The sequence below is a fragment of the Halomonas colorata genome (assembly GCF_014897985.1).
Classification (GTDB): Bacteria; Pseudomonadota; Gammaproteobacteria; order Pseudomonadales; family Halomonadaceae; genus Vreelandella; species Vreelandella colorata.
The window spans coordinates 39329-61136 of sequence record NZ_JABUZA010000003.1 but is presented as its reverse complement, the minus strand read 5'-3'; the positions used below and the strand labels follow the sequence as shown (position 1 = coordinate 61136).

At 57.4% G+C, this 21808-nt stretch carries 21 protein-coding genes; 6 read left to right on the top strand and 15 right to left on the bottom strand.

Going from position 1 to position 21808, the window contains the following annotated elements; genetic code table 11:
• Positions 1–134 precede the first annotated feature (134 nt).
• The 3 genes from ftsX to ftsY are packed head-to-tail and all read right to left on the bottom strand — an operon-like array spanning position 135 to position 3291.
• On the bottom strand, positions 135–1175 hold the full coding sequence (gene ftsX / locus INT33_RS02575; protein WP_192538110.1) for a permease-like cell division protein FtsX: 1041 nt from the start codon (positions 1173–1175) through the stop codon (positions 135–137).
• Complete coding sequence (gene ftsE / locus INT33_RS02570) at positions 1172–1840, bottom strand: cell division ATP-binding protein FtsE (RefSeq protein WP_018918297.1); 669 nt, start codon at positions 1838–1840, stop codon at positions 1172–1174. Before ftsE ends, ftsX begins: the two co-directional genes overlap by 4 nt.
• Positions 1837–3291 carry a signal recognition particle-docking protein FtsY gene (gene ftsY, locus INT33_RS02565; protein ID WP_193091004.1) on the bottom strand — a complete coding sequence of 485 codons (1455 nt, stop codon included), beginning with the start codon at positions 3289–3291 and terminating at the stop codon, positions 1837–1839. The genes ftsE and ftsY overlap by 4 nt, the downstream gene beginning before the upstream one ends.
• A 90-nt stretch (positions 3292–3381) precedes the next feature.
• On the opposite strand from ftsY, the gene rsmD reads away from it, so the two are divergent.
• Complete coding sequence (rsmD, locus tag INT33_RS02560) at positions 3382–4026, top strand: 16S rRNA (guanine(966)-N(2))-methyltransferase RsmD (RefSeq protein ID WP_193091082.1); 645 nt, start codon at positions 3382–3384, stop codon at positions 4024–4026.
• 107 nt (positions 4027–4133) lie between these two features.
• Complete coding sequence (locus INT33_RS02555) at positions 4134–4331, top strand: cell division protein ZapB (RefSeq protein ID WP_018918300.1); 198 nt, start codon at positions 4134–4136, stop codon at positions 4329–4331.
• Here INT33_RS02555 and INT33_RS02550 read toward each other — a convergent pair.
• From INT33_RS02550 to INT33_RS02515, 8 genes are all read right to left on the bottom strand, one after another.
• Positions 4324–4782, bottom strand: a complete 459-nt coding sequence (locus INT33_RS02550) for a GNAT family N-acetyltransferase (protein WP_319643906.1) — start codon at positions 4780–4782, stop codon at positions 4324–4326. The genes INT33_RS02555 and INT33_RS02550 overlap by 8 nt on opposite strands.
• Positions 4775–5611 carry a hypothetical protein gene (locus tag INT33_RS02545; protein ID WP_193091003.1) on the bottom strand — a complete coding sequence of 279 codons (837 nt, stop codon included), beginning with the start codon at positions 5609–5611 and terminating at the stop codon, positions 4775–4777. The genes INT33_RS02550 and INT33_RS02545 overlap by 8 nt, the downstream gene beginning before the upstream one ends.
• Positions 5608–5916 carry a BolA family protein gene (locus INT33_RS02540; protein WP_192538714.1) on the bottom strand — a complete coding sequence of 103 codons (309 nt, stop codon included), beginning with the start codon at positions 5914–5916 and terminating at the stop codon, positions 5608–5610. The genes INT33_RS02545 and INT33_RS02540 overlap by 4 nt, the downstream gene beginning before the upstream one ends.
• Positions 5917–5956: 40 nt before the next feature.
• A complete protein-coding gene (locus INT33_RS02535) occupies positions 5957–7360 on the bottom strand; it encodes an MFS transporter (protein ID WP_193091002.1) in 1404 nt (467 codons plus the stop codon).
• Positions 7361–7475: 115 nt separating this feature from the next.
• Positions 7476–7862 (bottom strand): hypothetical protein, encoded by a 387-nt coding sequence (locus INT33_RS02530; protein WP_018918305.1) that lies wholly within the window; start codon positions 7860–7862, stop codon positions 7476–7478.
• A 63-nt stretch (positions 7863–7925) separates the two neighbouring features.
• Positions 7926–9437 carry a lysine--tRNA ligase gene (gene lysS / locus INT33_RS02525; protein ID WP_193091001.1) on the bottom strand — a complete coding sequence of 504 codons (1512 nt, stop codon included), beginning with the start codon at positions 9435–9437 and terminating at the stop codon, positions 7926–7928.
• Between the two features lie 34 nt (positions 9438–9471).
• A protein-coding gene (gene prfB, locus INT33_RS02520; RefSeq protein WP_193091000.1) for a peptide chain release factor 2 occupies positions 9472–10570 on the bottom strand; the annotation gives its coding sequence in 2 pieces (ribosomal slippage) (positions 9472–10494 and positions 10496–10570; 1098 coding nt in all).
• Between the two features lie 251 nt (positions 10571–10821).
• Complete coding sequence (locus INT33_RS02515) at positions 10822–12180, bottom strand: OmpP1/FadL family transporter (RefSeq protein WP_193090999.1); 1359 nt, start codon at positions 12178–12180, stop codon at positions 10822–10824.
• A gap of 335 nt (positions 12181–12515) precedes the next feature.
• On the opposite strand from INT33_RS02515, the gene INT33_RS02510 reads away from it, so the two are divergent.
• From INT33_RS02510 to INT33_RS02495, 4 genes are all read left to right on the top strand, one after another.
• Entirely contained in the window at positions 12516–12944 is a 429-nt protein-coding gene (locus INT33_RS02510; RefSeq protein ID WP_193090998.1) for a MerR family transcriptional regulator, read from the top strand.
• Positions 12941–15469: a heavy metal translocating P-type ATPase gene (locus INT33_RS02505; protein ID WP_193090997.1), complete on the top strand. Its 2529-nt coding sequence runs from the start codon at positions 12941–12943 to the stop codon at positions 15467–15469. Before INT33_RS02510 ends, INT33_RS02505 begins: the two co-directional genes overlap by 4 nt.
• Before the next feature lie 187 nt (positions 15470–15656).
• Entirely contained in the window at positions 15657–16016 is a 360-nt protein-coding gene (locus INT33_RS02500) for an XRE family transcriptional regulator (RefSeq protein ID WP_193090996.1), read from the top strand.
• A complete protein-coding gene (locus tag INT33_RS02495) occupies positions 16013–16546 on the top strand; it encodes an RES family NAD+ phosphorylase (protein ID WP_318782769.1) in 534 nt (177 codons plus the stop codon). Before INT33_RS02500 ends, INT33_RS02495 begins: the two co-directional genes overlap by 4 nt.
• Before the next feature lie 39 nt (positions 16547–16585).
• On the opposite strand, the gene INT33_RS02490 is transcribed toward INT33_RS02495, so the two are convergent.
• From INT33_RS02490 to INT33_RS02475, 4 genes are all read right to left on the bottom strand, one after another.
• Entirely contained in the window at positions 16586–17203 is a 618-nt protein-coding gene (locus INT33_RS02490) for a YitT family protein (RefSeq protein WP_192538722.1), read from the bottom strand.
• A 54-nt stretch (positions 17204–17257) separates the two neighbouring features.
• The gene (locus INT33_RS02485) at positions 17258–19012 is read right to left on the bottom strand and encodes a single-stranded-DNA-specific exonuclease RecJ (protein ID WP_193091080.1); all 1755 of its coding nucleotides are present in this window, start codon (positions 19010–19012) and stop codon (positions 17258–17260) included.
• Positions 19013–19075: 63 nt separating this feature from the next.
• Positions 19076–20464, bottom strand: coding sequence for a threonine synthase (gene thrC / locus INT33_RS02480; protein ID WP_193090995.1), 1389 nt, complete (start codon positions 20462–20464; stop codon positions 19076–19078).
• Between the two features lie 6 nt (positions 20465–20470).
• Positions 20471–21787 (bottom strand): homoserine dehydrogenase, encoded by a 1317-nt coding sequence (locus tag INT33_RS02475; RefSeq protein WP_192538725.1) that lies wholly within the window; start codon positions 21785–21787, stop codon positions 20471–20473.
• Positions 21788–21808 lie beyond the last annotated feature (21 nt).

Below are 21808 nucleotides of genomic sequence, written 5' to 3'. Positions count from 1 at the left end.
CAATTAACAACTAAGACCTTACTGAAAAAGCAAGGTTCACTTGTTTCGTTTGGCATTTAACGCCAACATCCTTGGGCTAACTGTATCCAGGGTAATTAACCATTGTTACGGTTAGCGGACACCGGCTAATCACCTTAGCGTGGGCGAATGCTGGAAAGATGACGAGTTACTGCAAGCCAAGCGCCCAGCCAGCCTAGTAGCGTACTGCAGGATAGCAAAATTATAGAGCCTGTGATATCCAACTGTGGTAATGAAAAGCTTGCGCCGTAACTTGCGGCAAGCGCCGCCACAGGAAGCGATAGCCAGTGGTTGCCCAACCCCAGTAAACCTAACGATAAAATCCCGCCTCCCAAGCCATACCAGGCGCCACTGTATAAAAATGGTCGACGTACAAAGGCATGGGTCGCACCAATCAGCATTACCACTTCGATTTCCCGTCGCCGGCTTTCAACCGCCAGACGAATCGTATTGCCTACCACTAGCAGCACGCCCAGCCCAAACAGCATGCCTAGCGCTAACGCCACCCGCCGCCCAAGCGCTGCCAAATGGCGTAACCGCTCAACCCAAGCTAAATCAACCCTGACTTCATCGACTCCGGTCAGGGCTTCCAGTGTCATGGCCAGCTGTTGCATGGCCGCTGGTTCGACATCCTGGGGCCTAACCACAATACTCGCTGGGAGCGGATTGTCATCAAGACCTGCCAGCACATCATCCAACCCCAAAGACTGCTGGAACTCGGCCATGCCCTGCTCGGCACTGATCATACGCGTATCGAGGACCGCCTGCTCAGCACTTACCGCCTCTTCAATTCTTACCGCCTGAGCCGCATCGACGGACGTCGCCAGATAGACGGTGAGAGTGGCGCTTTCATCAAGCTCTGCATCCAATAATCGAGCGCTGTCCAGGGTTAGCCATAGCGCGGCGGGAAGCACCAACGCAATCGCAATCGCGAGCATGGTAAGCAGGTTGCCGACCGGATGGCGCACCAGCCGATAAAAACTGTCCCAGCTCATCGCCCGGTGGTGGCGCCCCCAGGCGCGCATGCGGCTTGAAAACCGGGTTTGCTGGGAGTTTGCCCCACGCCGTTTGGGCGCCTCCTGGCGTGGCACGGCCGCGCTACGCTTTGCCCGGGGTGCTGCGCCGGTTGGGCGCCTAGGTGTCGTGGCACGCTTCATACGGCTCCCTCATCGCCGACCAGGCGCCCATCGCGCAGGCGTAAAATACGGTGCCGCAAGCGCGCAATCAAGGCAAGATCGTGACTTGCAATCATGACCGTCGTCCCGATGCGGTTGAAGTCCTCGAACAGCGCCATGATGTCTGCGGAAAGCTGCGGGTCCAGGTTGCCCGTCGGCTCGTCGGCAAGCAGCAGGGCAGGCTTATTAACGACCGCCCGGGCGATGCCCACCCGTTGCTGTTCACCGCCGGAAAGCTCGACAGGTAACGCTTTTTCACGATGGAGCAGGCCAACCTTATCAAGCGCAGCGCGGACACGGCGCGCCGTTTCCCGTGGTTCAATACCCTGAATTTCCAGCGGCAGTGAAACGTTGTGAAACACGCTTCTATCAAACAGCAGCTGATGGTCCTGGAAGACCACGCCTATCTGGCGCCGATAGAAAGGCACCTGGCTTGAGTGAAGCTGCGCGATATCATGCCCTGCCACGACAACTCGACCACGGCTGGGCTTTTCAAGGCGCATAATCAGGCGTAACAAGGAGCTTTTACCCGCGCCGGAATGGCCGGTTAAAAACACCATTTCACCGCGCTCCACACGAAAATCCAGGTGCGCCAGGGCTTCAAAGCGTCCTCCGTAGCGCTTACCGACGTGCTCAAAAGCGATCATGCGCTGGCATCATCCCCTTGGCGATCAAACAGCGCGTTAACAAAGTCATTGGCTTCAAAGGGGCGCAGATCATCCAGCCCTTCACCCACACCGATAAAGCGAATAGGGGTTTTGAGCTGCTTCGCCAGCGCAAAGATAATCCCGCCCTTCGCGGTGCCGTCCAGCTTAGTCAGCGTGATGCCGGTCACGGGAATGGCCTCATTGAACGTACTCGCCTGGGCGATAGCGTTTTGCCCGGTGCCAGCGTCCAGTACCAGCATCACTTCGTGGGGAGCGGTGCCATCAAGCTTTTGCATGACGCGATGGACCTTTTTTAGCTCTTCCATCAAGTGACTCTTGTTATGCAGGCGCCCTGCCGTATCGGCGATTAGCACATCTACGCCGCGCGCTTTGGCGGCGGCTACCGCATCGTATATGACCGAGGCGCTGTCGGCGCCGGTATGCTGAGCAATCACCGGCACGCTATTGCGCTCACCCCATACTTTAAGCTGTTCAACCGCCGCCGCACGGAAGGTATCGCCCGCCGCGAGCATCACGCTTTTGCCTTCACGCTGAAAGCGCTGAGTCAATTTGCCAATCGTGGTCGTTTTACCCACGCCGTTCACCCCAACGACCAGAATAACGAAGGGGCCATCCTGTGACTTATCCAGAACAAGCGGCGTTGCCACTGGCCCAAGCATGGCAGCTAACTCCTCCTGCAAGCCACGGTAAAGCGCTTCAGGGTTATTAAGCTCCTTGCGCGACACACGCTTCTCTAGACGCTCAATAATCTCGCTGGTTGCCTCAATGCCCACATCGGCCATTAATAGCTGAGTTTCCAAATCCTCTAGCAGCTCGTCATCAATCTGTTTTTTACCCAAAAACAGATCGGAAATACCGTCGGCTAAATTGGCGCGGGTTTTACCCAGGCCTGATTTAATCCGCGCAAACCAGCCCTGTTTTTCGCTCTTGGCAGCCACCGGCTTCTCTTGAAGCTCGGGCTTCTGCACAGGCTGGATCTCAGGTTCCGGCTGCACTGGATCGATTTCAGGTTCAGGAGCAGGTTCTGGGCTAATTTCTGGCGCAGGCTCCGGTTTGATCTCAGGCTCAGGCGGCTCCGGTTTAATCTCAGGCTCAGACGGCTCTGGCTTAATCTCGGGCTCAGACGGCTCTGGCTTGATCTCGGGCTCAGACGGCTCCGGCTTGATCTCGGGTTCAGACGGCTCCGGTTTAATCTCAGGCTCAGACGGCTCCGGCTTGATCTCGGGCTCAGACGGCTTCGGTTTAATCTCAGGCGGAGCAGGCGCTGGCTCAAACTCTTGCTTGGCTTCCGGCACGGTGTTTTCAGCGTCGGCTAGCGGCTTCTGCGGCGATTCATCAAGCAGCTCATCATCGTTGAGTTCCTGAGGGAGTTGCTTTTGCTGCTCCTGTTGGGAGTCGTGCTTTTTCTTACGCTTGAAAAAACCAAACATGGGTGTCATCCGACTTAAAAGGTGAACATTGTGACCATCCTACCACCGCCAACCAAGACTTTGGATAAGCAGCCCGCTACAATCCACTATATGACACGACAACGCTCCTCTCGCCCAAACACTCGTTCAAGTACTCATTCAGGTACTCGCTCAACCGCTTCCCGTGGTGCGCCCACCAAACAGCCCGGTAAGCTACGTATTATCGGTGGTGATTTTCGCCGTCGCCAGCTACCCGTGCTTGATCGCCCCGGCCTGCGTCCTACCCCGGACAGGGTGCGCGAAACGCTGTTTAACTGGCTAGGCCAGCAGCTATACGGCCAGCGCGTGCTGGACCTGTTTGCGGGCACCGGCGCATTGGGTATTGAAGCGCTCTCGCGCGGCGCGGCCCATGTTGACTTTATCGAACGTGACAGCAGCGTGGCGGCTTATATTACCCAAAATCTGGCGACTCTTGGCGCCACGCGTGGCCATGTGACTACCCGTGACGCTGAGGCTTTCCTTAACCAGCCTTCACAACCTTTTGATCTGGTTTTTCTTGACCCGCCCTTCAATCAGGGGCTTGCCGCCAACTGCTGCAGCGCTCTAGAAAGCCGCGGCTGGCTTACTCAAGACGCCATGATATATCTGGAAACCGAACGCGCCCTCACGCCGGTTATCCCGGCGAATTGGCAGTTACACCGCGAAACTCAAGCGGGGGAAAGCACCGCTCGGCTCTACCTGCGACAAACTCCCTAAACAGCGCTTGCCGATAATGGCCACGAGCGTTACGCTCGCCACATTCACCCCTGTTGGCAAGCCTGTCGTTTGTTTTTATAACCTGTGTTTATAATCTGGAGATTTACATGAGCCTGGAACTGTTCAATCAGCTTGAGCAAAAAGTCACCGATACGGTGGACGCACTGGAAATGATGAAGCTGGAAAACGAAGAGCTGCGCGATGAAAATGCCAAGCTTAAGCAAGAGCGTGAAGAGTGGGAACGCCGCCTGAACAGTCTACTGAGCAAGTTTGAAACCAGCGATACGCCGAGCACCACTAGCTAAGCGTACGTGACAGCAGTACCGCGTCTTCCCGCCCGGCGGTTCCCTGCACTGCCGGGTAGTAGCCTTTACGCAGCCCATCCACGCCAAAGCCCCAGCGCTTATACAGGCTAATAGCGGCCACATTGCCCGCACGCACCTCAAGCAGCACACGCTCACTTTGCCACTCGGCCACTTTCTGCAGCGCTGCATTCATCAGCCCACCGCCCACCCCAAGGTGGCGATGCTCGGGCAGTACGCCAATCGCCTGCAGCTCAGCATCAAAAGGTAAGCGCGCGACGATGGCATAGCCCACCAACTCCCCGGCTTGAATACACCCTAATACGCAGCTTGTCGCATCGGTTAAGGCCTCATGAAGCTGAGCATCACTGGCCCCGCTTTGGGCCTGCGCTTCAAGTGCCATCAACTGGGCAAGCTCGCTCTCCTGAAGCTCGTTTATCGTGCGCTCAGTCACGACTGCTTGGGCCTTTCTCAAGCGTCTGCCACTCTTGGCCAAGCACGTTTAAAGCAGGCCACAGTTCCCGCTTGGCCTGCGGATTCTGAATCAACCCGGCAAGCGACGGCCCTTGCCATATCGGCAGTGCCAGCGTTTGGCTGTGTGTTTGCTGAACGTTAAGCACCTGCCAAATCTCGTCGGTCTGTTGCGTCTCATGTTCGCCCCACCACAGCACACGCTCAAGCTTCCAGCCCTTCCGGCTTGCGCTACCCTCGATAAACGCTGAAAGCCCCTCGCGGGCTTCTTCAAGCGGCTCTGCGACTTCAAAAGCGTTGGCCATGGGCGGCCATTCAAACAGCATGATGCTGGGCAGTTCGCCCTGCTGAATGCTGGCAGCCTGCAAGATATTGCTTAGCAGCTGCTGCTCTTTAGGCGTGATATTGCCAGGGTGCAAACTCAGCCAGCGCTGGCCAATACACATGCAGGAAAGCGCAAAGCGCAGGGGCTTGGCAGAGGTTGCGGGTGTCGGTTTGGGCGCAGGTGATACTGCTTCTTTTTTAACGGGCGGCTCAGCGACCGGCGGGGCCTGCCCAAGCAGGGCCCGCACTGACAAAGGCGAAGCCTCAGGCGATGGTGTGCTTAGCTCAGCCGGTTTGGCTTCTTTGCGCGGCGGCGGTGCGTCATCAAGCACCGCTTGCAGGCGATCACGCGGAGGTGTTTTTTCCGGTGGCGTATCGTCCCACTCGCAGGCTTCGGTCGGCAGTGCATTCGGCAGCTGATAGCGCGACGCCCAGGCGGTAATGCCCATGGCGTCGAGGTAGTAACGGCGGGCAACTTCTGGTGTCACTGGCCGCCGCCACGACAGTTAGGTGAATCAGGACGCTCACCGCCCCGCGTCTGCCATTCAACCGGTGTATATAGATGTAGCGCCAGGGCGTGGACCGGTCCGGACAGTTCGTCGGCCAGCAGCGCGTAGATTTTCTGGTGGCGCTTCACCGGCATTAAGCCGTCGAAAATATCGCTTACCAGCGTCACCTTAAAGTGGGTTTCGGAGTTGGCGGGCACGTTATGCATGTGGCTTTCGTTTTCCACACGCACTGCTTCAGGCGCTAACGCCGCTAACTTCTGCTCGATCTGTGCTTGCACCGTCATGCATGCTCTCCTCGGTATTTAACGTTTTTATTGTACGCGCTTACTGGCTGCCAGACGACGTCCGCCGCTCAACAAGTGCACGCCGGGCGACAGAAATTCTTGAAAGGCTTGCCAGCAGCGCCAGAAAAGACGTAGCGGCTCCCAGCCACAGGGTTACCTGAACGGCCAAGCCAAGCGCCAAAGCGGCGCCCACCATGGCAACCCCCAGCGACTGACCCACCGTGCGGATAGTACTCATAACGCCCGATACGTTGGCGCTACGCTCAGGGGGCAGACTGCCCATCATTTCGCGATTATTGGGCGGCTGAAACAGGCCAAAACCGATTCCGCACAGCGCCGTGCGCCAAAGGCTTTCCGCCACGCCCATGGTTTCATCCACCAGCGCCAGCGCGATTAATCCAGCAATCAACAGTCCAAGCCCGGCGCTTGAAAGCACGCTTGGGTTAATGCGATCGGCAAGCCGGCCCGCTAGTGGGCCCACCACCATAATGGCGAGGGGCCATGGGGTAAACAGCCAGGCGGTTTCCAGCGGCGTAAAGCCCATTTGCTCCTGATAGAAAAACGATAGCGCTACAAACGTCAGCCCCTGACCAATAAACGCAAGCCCTGACGCCGATACTGCAAGGGTGAAGCGCTTTTCAGCAAACACGCTAAGCGGCAGCAGCGGATATGGCGCGCGGCGCTGACGGGCAATAAAACCTGCAAAGCTTGATACCGCCAACAGCACCCAGGCACCCACTTGCCAGAAAGGCGCCGCGTGGCCCACGGCATCCATGGCCAAAAAGAAGCTTGCCAGCATCAGCATGGAAAGCAGCGCACCCAAAAAATCGAAGCTGCCCTGGCGAGGCTTATCCTTTGGCAGGGCCCGGTTCGCCAACCATAGCGAACATAGCCCCAAGGGTAGATTGAGCGCAAACAGCCACGGCCAATCGGCAAACGATAGAATTACCCCGCTAAGCGTGGGCCCTGCGGCATAGCCGCCCGCCACGACCAGCGCGCTTAATCCCAAGGCGCTGCCCAGCAGACGCGAGGGAAAGATAGCCCGATAAAGCGCAGGGCCAATCGAGAGCGTGGCGGCAGCGCCCAGGCCCTGCAAAGCGCGAAACACCAGCAGCGCTTCCAGGTTACGGGAAAGCGCGGCACCCAGCGCGCCCAGCATGAAGGTGGTCAATCCAAACAGGTAAATATGCCTGCGAGTGACCAGCTCGCTAATCCCGGCAAATACCAGCAAAAACGCCGCGCACACCACCTGAAACATATTGGTGATCCATACCGCACGCGACGCCGATGCGTTTAGATCCGCGGCGATAGTGGGCAGGGCAAGATTGATCATGGTGGTATCCACCACCGCCATCAGCGTACCGGTAATCAGTGCCAGCACCGCTAACGCACGTTCAGGCCCGGGCAGGCCGTCGTCTCCAGGACGGGTTTCAAACAGTCGCATGGGTGGGATGTTCCTAAAACGAAACGACTAACACGTTAAAACCGGCCTAAGCCGGTTTTAACGTGTATGAACGCAGCCGCCTGAATGCGGTTACGACATTAGCTAACGCCGTGCGTTAATCCTGGTCGTTGTCGAGCAGCAACGCATCATCAACATCAGAAATTTCAAGCGCTGTCTCATCATCCAGGTCGATGGCGAGATAGCTGTGCTCAATGCGCAGAAATTCCTGAAATAGGGCCCAGTTAAGCGTTTCCGGCCACTGACGTTCGTCCTCTTCCCAAGCGCGCAGCTCGGTCTCGAGAATTTCGGCAAAGCGGTCACGTACAAAGGTTTCAAGCGCTTCCGGGGTGTCCATCTCAGGGATAAGATAAACGGTACTTTCACGTTCGACGTCGTCCAGTGTCAGGTCGTCGTCTCCCATGGTGGGTTCCAGCGCATTGATCCAGTCCACAAAGGGCTGGGTCGGCCTGACGCTCAGAGCGGAGCGGTTAAGCAGTTTCATGGGATTCTCCTCGCCGTCGAAACGTTGACCATTATGGGCGCTAAAACGCGCCCTTACCAACTTTTAGTCTACTTCGGGACGCATCGCCGGGAATAGCAGCACATCACGAATGGAGGGGCTGTCGGTAAACAGCATCACCAAACGGTCAATACCAATACCTTCACCGGCAGTGGGCGGCATGCCATATTCCAGGGCACGCACGTAGTCTGCATCGTAGTACATCGCCTCTAGGTCGCCCGCCTCTTTCTCGGCAGCCTGCTCACGGAAGCGCTCGGCCTGGTCCTCGGCGTCATTCAGCTCCGAGAAACCGTTGGCAATTTCACGCCCGCCCACAAAGAACTCGAAGCGGTCGGTGACAAACGGGTTGGCATCGTTACGTCGCGCCAACGGACTGACTTCGGCCGGGTATTCGGTAATGAAGGTTGGCTGGTCGAGCTTGTGCTCGGCTACTTCTTCAAAAATTTCCGTTTGGACTTTACCCAGTCCCCAGCTGTCCTTGACCTTGATGCCCAGTTTCTGGGCGGTTGCACGCGCCGCCTCCAGGCTATCCAGATCCGCATCGCTAATGCCGTCGCCATGATCCAGAATCGACTGCTTGAGCGTCAAACGCTTGAACGGCTGGCCAAAGTCGTAGCTTGCGCCCTGGTATTCAAGCGTTGTGGTGCCCAGCACTTCTTCGGCTGCGGTACGCAGCATCGCCTCGGTCATGTCCATCAGGTCGTTATAGTCGGCATACGCCCAGTAGAATTCGACCATGGTGAATTCAGGGTTATGCCGCGTCGAAAGCCCTTCGTTACGGAAGTTGCGGTTGATTTCAAACACCTTCTCGAAACCACCCACCACCAGGCGCTTGAGATAAAGCTCCGGCGCAATACGCAGGTACATGTCCATGCCCAGCGCGTTGTGGTGGGTAACAAACGGGCGCGCCGTCGCACCACCTGGAATCGCCTGGAGCATGGGTGTTTCCACTTCCATAAAGCCACGCGTTTCAAAGAAACGGCGCATGGAGCTGATCACCGCCGCCCGTGTCTCAAATGCCTTGCGCGACTGCGGGTTCATGATCAGATCGACATAGCGCTGACGATAGCGCGCCTCTTGATCCGTCAGGCCGTGGAATTTATCCGGCAATGGACGCAGGCTCTTGGTCAGAAGCTGGGCATCGACCATCATCACGTACAGATCGCCCTTGCCGGATTTATGCACCGGGCCGCGGGCCGCCACGATATCACCGATATCCCAGCCCTTGATGTCTTCAAGCACATCCGCCGGCAGGCCTTTTTTATCGACGTAAAGCTGGATCTGCCCCGCCACGTCCTGAATAACAATAAACGGGCCGCGCTGGCGCATAACACGCCCCGCCACCGACGCCTGGTGGTCCAGCGTCTCCAGTTCGGCTTTGTCTTTATCGCCCAGCAGGTCTTGCAGCTCGACGGTCAGGCTATCGCGGCGGAAGTCATTTGGGAAAGCGCTCTTCCCTTGCTCTGCGGCCAGCTCACGACGCGCGGTGAGCTTGGCGCGACGCTCGGCAATAAGATGATTTTCGTTTTCAGGAGAAGACGCGTCTTGGTTAGCCATGGGGCACCCTATTCATGTTCGAACGCTAAAAAGATTACAAACCTTGCTTGAGGCTGGCGACGATAAACTGATCTAAATCACCGTCGAGGACCTTGTCGCAGTTGCTGGACTGTACGCCGGTGCGCAAATCTTTAATGCGCTGGTCATCAAGCACGTAAGAGCGAATTTGGCTGCCCCAACCGATATCGGCCTTGGAGTCTTCTGCCTCTTGCTTGGCGGCATTACGCTTTTGCATTTCATGCTCCCAGAGCTTCGCCTTTAACTGCTTCATGGCAAAGTCACGGTTAGCATGCTGGCTGCGCTGGTTCTGGCACGCCACTACAATCCCGGTAGGCTCATGGGTGATCCGCACCGCCGAATCGGTGGTGTTAACGTGCTGACCGCCTGCGCCGCTGGAGCGGTAGGTATCAACGCGCAGGTCCGATGGATTGATCTCGACCTCGAAGCTGTCGTCGACTTCCGGTGACAGGAAAACCGACGCAAAAGACGTATGACGGCGGCCGCCGGAGTCGAACGGGCTTTTGCGCACCAGTCGGTGCACGCCGGTTTCAGTGCGCAGCCAACCAAAGGCGTGGTCGCCCTGAACGTGAAGAGAAGCCGACTTGATACCCGCCACTTCACCGGCGGAAATTTCGGTTATTTCAGCCTTGAATCCGTGGCTTTCTGCCCAGCGCAGGTACATACGCAGCAAAATATTGGCCCAGTCCTGAGCTTCCGTACCGCCGGAACCCGACTGAATGTCCAGGTAGGCGTTGTTTTCATCCATCTCGCCGGAAAACATGCGCCGAAACTCAAGCTTTTCAAGCGCTGTCTGAAGGCCATCAAGCTCTTTGCGCACTTCTTCAACCGTGCCTTCGTCATCTTCCATTTCGGCGAGTTCTAAAAGGTCACGGCTATCGCCAAGGCCCTGATCCAGTTCGTCGATAGTGGCAACGATCGCTTCGAGTGAAGAGCGCTCTTTACCCAGCTTTTGCGCATAGGCTGGGTCGTTCCAGACATTCGGGTCTTCAAGCTCGCGAGAGACTTCTTCTAGCCGATCTTTACGCTCGGCATAGTCAAAGATACCCCCTAAGAACGTCTGTCCGCTCAGACAGGTCCTTGATCTGGTTATGTATCGGGTTGGTTTCCAACATGGATCGCCCTGGCCTTGGTCAATATGACACGGTTCAAAAGAAAGATGCGCCGCGATGGCGTCTTGGCTGGATGTTCCAAGCCAGCACCACAGCGGCGAAATTCTGAGAACGCATTGTAACGAAACCTGGCGCTTCTCGCATCCATCGCCATATACCGCCCATGATTAAACCCGGCTTTTTGCCGGGTTTAAGGGGTCATCTTATTAACGCTTAAAGCGCAGGTTTAAAAACGCTGTTTTAGAAACGCTGTTTTAAAAACGATAGGTTAGCTGGGCACCAAAGCCATGGGCTTCGTTTTTATAGTCCGCTGAGTAAGTTGCGCCGCCCACCGGCACACCACCGGTTGCAGGGCTTGCCAGCAGATCGCTACGCTCTTGCTCAAGCGAGGTACTACGCTCGGTCAAGTAGGAGTAGGCAAAATCAAGCGTCATGTCAGGCGTTGGGCTCCAACCAGCACCCAGGGAGAATATCCGCCGATCATCCGAGGGGATGCGCACGCTGCGGTCCTCATCGTTGGTAGGTGTGTAATCCAGCGTCACCCCGGCCCGCAGCGCGAGCGTTGGCGTCAGCTGATACTCACCGCCGGTCGCAAACGCCCAGGCATTGGAGTAGTTCTGAGGCTCTTGGGTAATCGTATCGCCTGCGCCGCCCTGCACTAGAATCTGGTCAAAGTGGCTCCAGCGCACCCAGGAGGCGCCAAACATCAACTTCAAACGGTCGGTCATTTGCTGAGTCAGCGAGAAGTTGACCGTTTCAGGCGTGGTGAGATCTAGGCTCGCACTGTCATCAGCGCGTACCACATTACCCGCCGGGTCACGGGCAACAAAGGAACCTTCCAGGGTGTAATCGACTTTCGAGCGGTAGGTTAAACCGAAGGTGGTCTCCGGCACGGGCTGGTAAATCACGCCTAGATTGTAACCCCAGGCTTCGTCTTCGCCCTCTACGCGTGAATCGATATCACCGGCGGCATTGAATCCGGCACTGGAAGGCAGTTGACGGCGCAGCTCGCCGTCGACCTTGTTATAAGTAACGCCAGCACCCACGGCCCACTGATCGTTTAAGCGGTAAGAGACGGTCGGCTGAGCAGACATGACCGTGACTTCGGTGTAGTCGCCAAAATAGCGGCCCTGAAAGTTGCCTTCATACTCGGTTTTAGAGCCAAATGGGGCATATACACCAAACCCGAAAGCTAATCGGTCAGTCACCGGCTGGGCATAGAAGGCAAACGGCACCAGAGTGCCTGGCACCATATCGCCATCACTGCTGCCGGGAATACCGCCAACAGGTATCTGCGTTCCCGTCGGCGCACCGCCAGTAGCTACGCCTGAATCCAGGGTGCGGCTCGCCTGGACATTATCAATATCGGTATTAACGTTTAGATAGGTGCCACCTACCGTTACCTGAGCACGATCGAGAAACGACATACCCGCCGGGTTACCGTACACAATCGTTGCGTCGTTCACATTGGAACTGCGCCCAGCATGACCATAGCCCTGGCCACTAACACTCTGCTCGTTAACCTGGTAGCCGCCAGCGTTGGCTGTACTGGCGGTAAAGACAGCGGCTGACACCGCTGCTGCTAGCGTGAGCTTCTTAAATTTATTATTCATGGTTAGCCTCTTGTCCCAATGATCCTACGAATGGATGCATCCGCCTGCGCTTATTTATCTGCTTATTTTTTGGTGACTAGTTTTTATACCTCGGTCTTACCTCTCAGTTTTGGCCTAAAGTGTCTTTGGGTTCAAGGGGCAAACGAGCGTTTTATTTTGTTTTTTGCTTATACATTAGTCGCACGAGCGTTTTAAATCGTTGTTTTAGTCGTTTTAAGTCTTTTTAGGGAATTATTTAAGCACCTCGCTTGACCTATGTGTAACCCACAGGTTTTACACTTATGGCATTCAAATCGCTTAATCGGCCACCGGATTAATGCCAGAAGGAGGGCGCCATGAAAGTCAGCGAGCTTGCCAAACACGGCGGTGTTACTGCAGAGACAGTGCGTCATTACACCCGCGAAGGTTTACTTTCCCCAAAGCGCCATCCAGAAAACGGCTATCAACTCTTTTCAAGCACCGACCTTGAGCGACTGCACTTTATTCAGCGAGCACGCAAACTGGGATTTAGCGTAGCGGAGATACGCGACATTCTCCTGCATGCCGACCACGGCGACTCGCCCTGCCCGCTAGTGCGCGATCTGCTCGCCAGCCGCCTGCCGCAGATCCGCACGCGTATTGCTGAGCTTGAAGCGCTGGCCCAGCGCATGGAGCAGGCGCTGGAGTGCTGGCAGCACATGCCGGACGGCACGCCGGATGGGCATAGCCTGTGCCGCCTTATTGAAAGCTTCCCCGATGAGCCATCCACCCAGGAGGCGTTATGAGCGCTACCCCCGATTCGCGTCATGTGGCGCTTCGCACCGTTACCAGCATGAGCTGCCAGGGCTGCGTTAAGCGGATGCGCGAGGCCATTCAGGCAGAAGACCCAGCGGCTGAGGTGGTGGGCACCCCGACTGAAAAACGCCTTGAAGTTACGACAAGCCTGGACGATAGCCGCCTGGACGCGGCGCTTAAGAAAGCTGGCTACCCGGCCAGCAACGACCCCGCATCGCCAGCAGCGCCTGAAGCATCTCAAGAGGCGGCTGATATACCGGTCACGGCTGAACAGCGCCCCAAGCCAGGTCCCAATCTACGCCTGGCGATTAGCGGCATGACCTGCGCCAGCTGCGTTAAAAGCGTTCAGAATGCCTTGGAAAATACTCAGGGTGTGGAAGCCGCGAGCGTCAACTTCGCAACCCACACCGCCCAGGTAGTAGGCAGTGCCGATGCGCAAGCCCTTATCACCGCGGTCGCCTCAGCCGGCTACACGGCGGAGCCGATTGTGGATATGCGCGAAGCCGAACGCGTTCGCGCCGAACAGGACGCCACTACCTATCGCCAGCGGCTGCGGGGCAGCGCCATCGCGCTGGCATTGGCCATTCCGCTGATGCTGAGCATGTTTATCTATCATCCGCATGTCATGGGCCTGGGCCGCGTTTACTGGCTGGTGATTGGCCTCTTGACCTTGGGTGTGCTCGCATTTCCAGGCCGACACTTTTTTGTTAGCGCGTGGAAGAATCTCAAACGCCATCAGGCCAATATGGATACGCTGGTGGCGATGGGCACGGGTACCGCTTGGCTCTACTCCATGGCGGTGGTGCTGTTTGCGCCCTGGCTGCCTGAAATAGCCCAGGGCATTTATTTTGAAGCCTCAGCGATGGTGGTTGGACTTATCCTACTGGGGAACGCCATGGAGCTTCGCGCTCGTGGGCGTACCAGCAATGCGTTAAAGCGCCTGCTTGATTTGCAAAGCCGCACGGCACGCGTCATTCGCGACGGCCAGGAGCAAGAGGTAGACGTGGATGAGGTACGTGAAGGCGATCAACTCCGCGTGCGCCCCGGCGAGCGCTTACCCGTCGATGGCGAAGTCACCGAAGGCCAGAGCCATATTGATGAGTCCATGCTGACCGGCGAGCCGCTGGCGGTCAGTAAGCAAACCGGCGATGACGTCAGTGCAGGCACGGTCAATGGCCAGGGCGGGCTGGTTTACCGCGCGACCCGTGTGGGCCGCGATACCCGCCTTGGGCAAATCACCGAGCAGGTCGCCAGCGCCCAGAATTCGCGCCCGCCGATTGGTGAGCTGGCGGATAAAGTATCGAGCATCTTCGTGCCGTCCGTCATCATTATTGCCGTACTGGCGGCACTTGTATGGTTTAACGTTGGCCCTGAACCACGCGTAATTCATATGCTGGTGGCGGCCACGACCGTGCTGATTATTGCCTGCCCCTGCGCACTGGGTCTGGCTACCCCCATTTCCACCATGATTGGCGTGGGCAAGGCCGCTGAACAGGGCGTACTGGTAAGAAGTGGCGAAGCGCTACAGACCGCCAGCAAATTGACCACGCTGGTGGTCGATAAAACCGGCACGCTCACCGAAGGCAAACCCAGCGTCACCGATGCACAGCTGTTTAGCATGAATCAAACCACTGCGCTGGGCCTGGTTCATGCCCTGGAGCGCGGTTCTGAGCATCCACTGGCAACAGCCCTTATCGCTTACGCGGATGCGTTGGGCGCCGCGCCTGCCGATATTCAAGGGTTTGAAAGCGTCACGGGCGGCGGTGTAAAAGCCGAAACCCGCGACGGCCAAGCGCTGCTGCTTGGCAATGCGCGCCTGCTTGAAGGCAGCGGCGTCGATCTTTCGCCTGCTCAGCAAGACGTCCACGCACTGCAAAACAAGGCGCGTACGCTGGTGTATCTGGCAGTGGATAATCAGCTAGCGGCGCTATTTGGAATTAGCGACCCATTACGCCACGATGCCGTCGCGGCGGTTAAGCGCCTGCAGCAGGATGGTCTGAACGTGGTCATGCTGACCGGTGATAATCAGCATAGCGCCGCGGCGATTGCCCGCGAAGTGGGTATTACAACGTTCAAAGCGGGCCTGACACCCGAGGACAAGCACGCCGAAATTGAGCGTTTACAAAAGGCAGGGGAAATCGTAGGCATGGTGGGCGACGGCATTAACGATGCCCCGGCGCTGGCGCGCGCCAACGTCGGCTTTGCGATTGGCCAGGGGACGGATATCGCCATGGAAAGTGCGGGGATTACGTTAATGCGTGGTTCGCTTCACGGCGTGGCCTCAGCGATTGAAATCAGCCGCGCCACGCTTGCCAACATCAAGCAGAACTTGGTGGGCGCCTTTGGCTATAACGTGCTGTGCATCCCAATTGCGGCAGGCTTGCTCTACCCCGTGACCGGCATGCTGCTTTCACCGATTATCGCGGGGGTCGCCATGTCGCTCTCCTCTATCACCGTGGTGAGTAACGCTAACCGCCTGCGGTTCTGGAAGCCCACTCAACAGGAGGTCTCATGAGCTTACTGGTTAACGCAGCGGGCCTTGGACTAATTGCCCTGGTCGTCTGGTGGTTCTGGCTAAGTTAACGGCTTGCGCCAACGCGCCTACCTAGCGGTAAGCGCCTCTTTTATCCAAAACGATTTTTTTACAAATCTTAAGACGTCACCCATAATGACATAAACATATGTCTCTATGGGTGACAGTGATGAGTCTTGAAATAAGCAGCATCGTCAATCGTGAAGGCTTTATCATCGCCGACGCGCTTCTTGATGAGCTGCATATCACTAAGCGTGAGTTCGCACATGCGATTGGGCTGAGCCACAGCGCTATCATCCGCAAGGATCGCCTGCATGCCGTTTCTACTCAGCAACGCTTACGCCAAACGATGGAAATCCTCAAACGCATTGAGCCTTGGGCAGGGTCGATAAGCGCTGCATGGTCCTGGTACCGCACCCACCCCATTGCGCCCTTGGGCGACCTCACCGCAGAAGAACTGGTCAGCCACGGTCGGGCGAATGATGTTCGTACTTATCTCTCGCACATTGCCGAGGGGGGTTATGCGTGAGCCTGCGGGAATTCGGCTTTCAATACCAAGGGATCGTCTACCGAGGTCATAATCCAAGGTGGCAGCATGCGCCAGCATCAGGAGAAGGCGCTGCTCGCAATGGAGGCCGCTGGAACCCTGCTGGCCTGCCCGCGCTTTATACCAGCGAACGTTTTGAAACGGCTTGGCTTGAAGCACAGCAAGGCTTCCCCTTCAAAACGCAGCCGCTAACGCTCTGTAGCTACGAGGTAGATTGCGGCCCGATTCTCGACCTGTGTGACTCAGCTATTCAAGCGCGCGTGCGCGCCCACCCAGCGACCTGGATACAAGAAGCCTGGTTAGATAAGAAGATAAGACGCGACCCCGTTATTGCCTGGGAAATCGCTGAGCGGTTGATCAACATGGGCTTCACTGGCATTCGTGTGCCCTCACAAGCGAAGGGGGCAACCAACCGAGATGTTAATATCGTTTTCTGGAAATGGTCGCACCAAGTGCCTACTAAGGTCTGCGTGATAGACGATGAAAAACGCTTGCCCGACGCGCCCCAATAGGCAGCTTGAAGAGTGGTGATTGCCAATTAAAGCGGCCATTCAACTCACGCCGATATACCGCCCCGGCTTATGGTTCAGGGCGATGATCAAGTTCAGTGTCAGCGCCCCCAGCACCGAGTAGCCAACGCGGTCTAACGGTAGCTGGGTAAGCGCCACCAGCAAAATCACCCCGTCGATGCCTAGCTGCACATAGCCCGCTCTCAGGCCGTGGCGGTCCTGCAGGTAGAGCGCCAGAATGTTGATGCCGCCAAGGCTTGTACGGTGGCGAAACAGCATCAGCATGCCAATGCCCATCAATGCCCCGCCCATGAGTGCCGCGTAGAGCGAAGGCACGCTTTCAAACTGCACCCAGCCCTGGGTTAATTCAGAAAATAGCGATACCAGGCCAATGGCGATAAACGTGCGCAGCGTAAAGCTCCACCCCATACGCTTGATCGCCAGGTAGTAAAACGGCAGGTTGATGGCAAAAAACCACAGCCCAAACCCCCACTGCGTCACGTAATTAAGCAGCAGCGCCAAGCCCGCAGTGCTGCCCGTTAGCAGCACCGCTTGGGTATAAAAAGTAACGCCGAGTGCCACGAAAAACGTGCCCAGCAGCATCGCCATCACATCCTCATATAGGCGGTGCGGGTCGTTGGGTAAATCTTCCATGCGCATTAAAACGCCCTTATGAAGTGTGACGGAGTGATGAACCGGGGTGATGTACGAGTTTTAAACTGTGCTGGCGTGTTCAACCATCAACTGCAACGACTCCCGGCCCCGCCAGCGGTTACGGTTAAGCTTGTAAGCGCAGTGCAGCGTATCGCCGATGGCGAACGCGGGCAGCTCGCCTGGAGTCAGGGCGCGAAACCAGATCGCTTTGCAGGTGATGGCGCCCATGGAGAGTTCGAGCATCAAGTGCGCGCCATCAGCACCCACCGGGCGAAGCGCCTCGACGATAAAACGCCCTTCAAAGAGCGGTGCGTCAAATTCACGCCCATACGGGCCCAGAGCGTCAATTTCTTCAAGCGTTGCCAGCGAAAGCTGCGCGGTGGAAAGCTCGCCGTCCGTCCATAGCCTGGGATAGAGCGAACGCCCCTCCAGCTGTTCCGCCACGGCCTTGAGAAACGCTTGTTTAAACACGTCCAAGTATTCGCGAGGGACACCCACTCCGGCAGCACCGCTGTGCCCACCAAAGCGTGGTAGCGCCTCTGGGGCCAGTTCAAAGGTACGCTGCAGCGCATCGCGCAGGTGCAAACCATCGATTGAGCGCCCGGAGCCGGTGAGCATATTGGGCGCCGCCGCCTGTGTCAGCACCAGCGCAGGGCGCCCGTAAGACTGCACCAGCCGGGAGGCCACAATGCCTTGAACGCCGGGGTGACCATCTTCCAGAAATACCACCACGGCAGGCTCATCGGCGATCAACGCACTGGCGGCCAGCACCCGCGCCTCTTCGGCCATATCCGCCTCAATCGCCTTACGCGACTGGTTATCCTGGTCCAGCACTTCGAGCTGACGGTTAGCGACGGCGTCGCTTTCGGCCAGCATGAAATGCAGTGCGGCGTAAGGGTCATCCAACCGCGAGCGCGCATTGATCCGCGGGCCCATCTGAAAAGCCAGGGTTTCGGCATTGAACGGCACGCTATCTGCGCCCAGACGTGCGGCCATGGCGCGCCAGCAGGCGGCGTCCATGCGGTTGATCAGGGTTAACCCGTAGCTCACTACGGCGCGGTTAGCCGGGCTTCCACCCAGCGACACACAGTCCGCCACGGTGCCCAGCGCCACATAGGAGAGCCAGGGCGAAAGCTTGGGCGTAGCGCTGGGCAGTGCGCCCCACTCCACCAATACGCCACGCGCCAACGACATCAACAGCCACGCCACCATGCACCCGGCGATGGTTTTATCCGGGTAGGCGCAGTCCGGGCGGGTCGGATTCACGCAGGCGTAGGCCGACGCGGGCGGGCCTTCCAACGGCAGCGCGTGGTGATCACTGACCACTACGTCAATGCCTGCCGCTTTGAGTCGCGCGATACGTGGCTCGTCGCTACTTCCGCAGTCGGCAGTAATCACCAGGGTCGGGAATGGCTTGAGCGCCAGCGTGCGCTCAACCAACGGCAAGCTGATGCCGTAGCCATCGTGAATACGGTGGCCAATCAGGCTGTGCAGTTTGTGCTCGGGCACACCAAACAGCTCAACCAGCGTGCGGCGAATGACGACGTGAGAGGTAATCCCATCCACATCGTAATCGGTCAGAATCCCGATGGATTCACCCTCCGCAACAGCCTGAGCAATACGTTCGGCGGCACGGCGCCCATCGGCAAGCTTTTCCGGGTGAGCCAGATAGCGCAGGCTGGGCGTTACCAGCGGAGCAAGCTCGCCCTGATAGCCGGGCAGCCGTGAGGCCAGAAGGCGCGCCTGAAGCTCGCTCAAGCCTTGTGCCTGGGCACGGGCGTAGACAGCCTCGTCCAGTGGACGAGGCTCCAGCATTAGCTGCGTAGTGTGCTGAGGCGTAACGGGCTGATTGGCATCTGGCAAAGCAGTCATCATGTGTTAACGACGGTTATCCGCAACAAACTGCTGTACGGCGCTCAACTCAGCAGGCAGTACCGTGTAGCGCTCTTCCCGCTCCAGCAAATCATCCATGTGTGTGGGCAGCGGTACGCCCTGGAAGCCTGCTTTTACCACCGCTTCAGCAAACTTGGCCGGATGCGCGGTGGCAAGCGTTATCATCGGCGTTGATTGATCAGCGCGGACACGTTCAGCAGCGCGGTAGCCCGTGGCGGTATGCGGGTCGAGCATTTCGCCGGTACGGTGATGCGCTTCGCGAATGACTTCCAGAATGGTGTCATCGTCCACACTAAAGCTTGAGAACTTCTCACGCAGCTTGGCAAGTGGCGCATCGGCAAGCGCGGTGGGCTCTTGCTGAAAGCGCTCCAGTAGTGCCGCCACGGCCGCGCCATCACGATCATAGGCATCAAACAGAAGACGCTCGAAGTTCGACGACACCACGATATCCATGGAAGGCGCGAGCGTTGCCTCAAGCTCCTTCTTGGAGAAGTCGTTGGCGGCAAGCGTGCGGTGCAGAATGTCGTTGGAGTTGGTGGCGATGATGAACTGCTTGACCGGCAGCCCCATCTTGTACGCCATGTAGCCCGCAAACACGTTGCCAAAGTTGGCCGACGGCACGCAGAAGCTGACGTCGCGATGCGGTGCACCCAGTGCCACGCCTGATGCAACGTAGTAAACGATTTGCGCCATGATGCGCGCCCAGTTGATCGAATTGACCGCCACCAGGCGTGTGCCGTTCAAAAAGTCCTGATTGGCAAAGCTTGCCTTGACCATGGCCTGAGCATCGTCAAAGTTGCCTTCAATGGCCACGTTGAACACGTTGTTGGCCAGTACTGACGTCATCTGACGGCGCTGCACTTCAGACACCCGCTTGTGCGGATGCAGAATGAAGATATCCAGATTGTCGCAGTGGCGACAGCCTTCGATGGCGGCTGACCCGGTATCGCCCGAGGTGGCACCCATGATTACCGCGCGCTCGCCACGCTTTTTCAAAAAGTGATCAAGCAGGCGGCCCAAAAGCTGTAGCGCGACGTCTTTAAACGCCAGCGTCGGGCCATGGAACTGCTCAAGCAGAAAGTGACTGGCGTCGAGCTGCTTGAGCGGCACCACCGCATCGTGGGTGAAGGTGGCGTACGCTTCGGTCACGATGGTGCGGAAAGTGTCGTCGTCGATCTCGCCGTTCACAAACGGCTTCATAACGCGAAAGGCAATCTCAGCGTAAGAGAGCCCGGCCATATCGGCCAGCGCTTCTTTCGAGAGAGAGGGCAGCTCTTCCGGCACGTAAAGGCCACCGTCGCTGGCCATACCGGTTAGTACGACTTCTTCAAACGAGAGCGCGGGCGCCTGCCCACGCGTACTGATATAGCGCATAGTGGGTTACTCCCCTTCGCTCAGGCTTTCCACGCGGATGCGTGTCACTGGCCCGGCGATATCGGCCATCGCTTCGATTTCGCGGATCGCTTCGTTCATCTGCTTCTCTTTAGTACGATGCGTCAGCAGAATAATCGGCACCAGCTCGCCTTCGGTCGCCTCTTTCTGGATCAGCGCCTCGATCGAGATGCCTTGTTCGGCAAGGATAGTGGCTACGCGCGCCAATACGCCGGGACGATCCACCGCCAGCAGGCGCAGGTAATACGCCGTGATGATGTCTTCCATAGGCATAATTGGCAGCTGGCTGACGTCTTCGTCAATACCGCTGAATGCCAGGTAAGGCACGCGGTAGTGATGGTCAGTGGAGATATCGCGAGCTACGTCAAGCAGATCGGCAACCACGGCAGAAGCTGTTGGTTCAGCACCCGCACCGGCACCGTAATAAAGCGTAGGACCGACCGCGTCACCCATGATAGCGATGGCGTTTTTGACGCCGTGCACGTTGGCCAGCAAACGCTCTTTGGGGATCAGCGTGGGGTGAACGCGCAGCTCAAGCCCCTGATCGGTGCGTTTGGAAATACCCAGGTGCTTGATGACGTAGCCCAGGTTATCGGCCTGTTCAACATCTTCAGCAGTAATCCGTGAAATGCCTTCAGTGAAGGCTTTCTCGAACTGGAGCGGCACGCCATAGGCAATCGAGGCCAGAATGGTCAGCTTGTGCGCCGCATCGATACCTTCCACGTCAAACGTGGGGTCGGCTTCGGCGTAACCCAGTGCCTGCGCTTCGGCAAGCACGTCTTCAAAGGCACGGCCTTCGTCGCGCATGTGCGTCAGAATAAAGTTGCCGGTACCGTTAATGATACCTGCCACCCACTCGATCCGGTTGGCACCCAGGCCTTCACGCAGCGATTTGATAACCGGAATACCGCCTGCAACGGCAGCTTCAAAGGCCACGATAACGCCCTTTTCATGAGCCGCCTTGAAGATTTCATTACCGTGAACGGCAATCAACGCCTTGTTGGCCGTCACCACGTGCTTGCCGTTGGCAATCGCGGTTAACACCAGCTCGCGGGCCATGTCGTAGCCGCCGATCAATTCGACCAGCACATCAACGTTAGGGTTATTAGCCACCTCGAAAACATCGGTGGTTGTGTTAATACCGGTAATATCGCAGTCAGGATGGATACTGCGATGAGCCACCTGCTCAATAACAATAGGGCGGCCTGCACGGCGTGCAATATCATCAGCGTTGCGCGTCAACACATTGAACGTGCCGCCACCAACCGTGCCTAGCCCACAAATGCCTACTCTTACCGGTTTCAAAATACATCCCCTTTCGTATAG

What these genes read in the sequence shown, in the direction of transcription:
- ftsX (WP_192538110.1), bottom strand. Translation starts at nt 1,175, where the DNA reads ATGAAGCGTGCCACGACACCTAGGCGCCCAACCGGCGCAGCACCCCGG.
- ftsE (WP_018918297.1), bottom strand. Translation starts at nt 1,840, where the DNA reads ATGATCGCTTTTGAGCACGTCGGTAAGCGCTACGGAGGACGCTTTGAA.
- ftsY (WP_193091004.1), bottom strand. Translation starts at nt 3,291, where the DNA reads ATGTTTGGTTTTTTCAAGCGTAAGAAAAAGCACGACTCCCAACAGGAG.
- rsmD (WP_193091082.1), top strand. Translation starts at nt 3,382, where the DNA reads ATGACACGACAACGCTCCTCTCGCCCAAACACTCGTTCAAGTACTCAT.
- INT33_RS02555 (WP_018918300.1), top strand. Translation starts at nt 4,134, where the DNA reads ATGAGCCTGGAACTGTTCAATCAGCTTGAGCAAAAAGTCACCGATACG.
- INT33_RS02540 (WP_192538714.1), bottom strand. Translation starts at nt 5,916, where the DNA reads ATGACGGTGCAAGCACAGATCGAGCAGAAGTTAGCGGCGTTAGCGCCT.
- INT33_RS02535 (WP_193091002.1), bottom strand. Translation starts at nt 7,360, where the DNA reads ATGCGACTGTTTGAAACCCGTCCTGGAGACGACGGCCTGCCCGGGCCT.
- INT33_RS02530 (WP_018918305.1), bottom strand. Translation starts at nt 7,862, where the DNA reads ATGAAACTGCTTAACCGCTCCGCTCTGAGCGTCAGGCCGACCCAGCCC.
- lysS (WP_193091001.1), bottom strand. Translation starts at nt 9,437, where the DNA reads ATGGCTAACCAAGACGCGTCTTCTCCTGAAAACGAAAATCATCTTATT.
- INT33_RS02515 (WP_193090999.1), bottom strand. Translation starts at nt 12,180, where the DNA reads ATGAATAATAAATTTAAGAAGCTCACGCTAGCAGCAGCGGTGTCAGCC.
- INT33_RS02510 (WP_193090998.1), top strand. Translation starts at nt 12,516, where the DNA reads ATGAAAGTCAGCGAGCTTGCCAAACACGGCGGTGTTACTGCAGAGACA.
- INT33_RS02505 (WP_193090997.1), top strand. Translation starts at nt 12,941, where the DNA reads ATGAGCGCTACCCCCGATTCGCGTCATGTGGCGCTTCGCACCGTTACC.
- INT33_RS02500 (WP_193090996.1), top strand. Translation starts at nt 15,657, where the DNA reads ATGAGTCTTGAAATAAGCAGCATCGTCAATCGTGAAGGCTTTATCATC.
- INT33_RS02490 (WP_192538722.1), bottom strand. Translation starts at nt 17,203, where the DNA reads ATGCGCATGGAAGATTTACCCAACGACCCGCACCGCCTATATGAGGAT.
- INT33_RS02485 (WP_193091080.1), bottom strand. Translation starts at nt 19,012, where the DNA reads ATGCTGGAGCCTCGTCCACTGGACGAGGCTGTCTACGCCCGTGCCCAG.
- thrC (WP_193090995.1), bottom strand. Translation starts at nt 20,464, where the DNA reads ATGCGCTATATCAGTACGCGTGGGCAGGCGCCCGCGCTCTCGTTTGAA.